Below are 944 nucleotides of genomic sequence, written 5' to 3'. Positions count from 1 at the left end.
ACCTTGGATAGTTTATAAATCGATGCAAGCTAATATTCATAAAACAATTATGGAATTATTCGTCAATCATATGAATAAACTTGCTGAACAAGAACAACAAGCATCGACAAAAAGTGAACAGCTATTTAGAAATATAGCAATGTCCACAGGAGCTATTTTTGGTGCATATATAGGTTCAAAAATATATCGCAAAATCAAGTATTAGATTTTCAACAACTATAAAATATAAAAGTTAAGTTCTAAGCGAATAGAGTCTAAGAGATGAAAACTTTAGGCAAATAAAAAAGACAATTTCTATTGAATTAATTATAGAAATTGTCCTTTTTAATGGTGATTTTATGTTAAATAGTTTATTTTAGAGTATTAAACAGTTTTTAATTCTTTTATAATTTATATTTTATATTTAAGTTGTATGCTTTATTATTAATCTTAATGTATTTATATTCTGACAATTATTACTTATGTTAACTAACTCAAACGGCTTGAACTCTGTCAAATCAGTACTTAAGCCGTTTTCTTATGATTATTATTTATACAGATTTTATGTATCATTGTTCTGACGTGTTTTCATTCATTTTCATTGCTTTGTAGTTTTATATAGGCTATACGTGTATACAATATATACCATGTAGCTAGAGTATATATTGTATATATTCGATGCTTTGTATATTTTGGTTTGAAGAACTCATGTATTCGTCAAATATTCGGCTGTTATATTATACTTGTAAGGCACTTCCTGTGCAGAGAAGAGGTGTGATATACAGGAGAACATTGCATTTTTCTCCGTAACAATTATCGTTTGTCCTGTTCTTACAGGTCTCGTAGTAAATTATTTGTACGATAAATCTAAATGATAAAAAGAACCCCCCACAAAGCTTTGGCAGGCTATGGGGGGTTGATGTACGAAAGACATCGCACTTTTCGTTCATTTCAATATACAACAA

The 944-nt window shown here is 28.6% G+C and carries 1 protein-coding gene; it reads left to right on the top strand.

Features of this window, described 5'->3' with window-relative positions:
• On the top strand, positions 1-205 hold a 205-nt coding region (locus tag EII32_RS12245), incomplete at its 5' end, for a hypothetical protein (RefSeq protein ID WP_233582396.1).
• Between the last annotated feature and the right edge of the window lie 739 nt (positions 206-944).

It is taken from the genome of Prevotella sp. OH937_COT-195, assembly GCF_003932845.1.
Classification (GTDB): Bacteria; Bacteroidota; Bacteroidia; order Bacteroidales; family Bacteroidaceae; genus Prevotella.
Note: the sequence above shows the minus strand (reverse complement) of the source record. Positions and strands in the feature narration are given on the sequence as shown.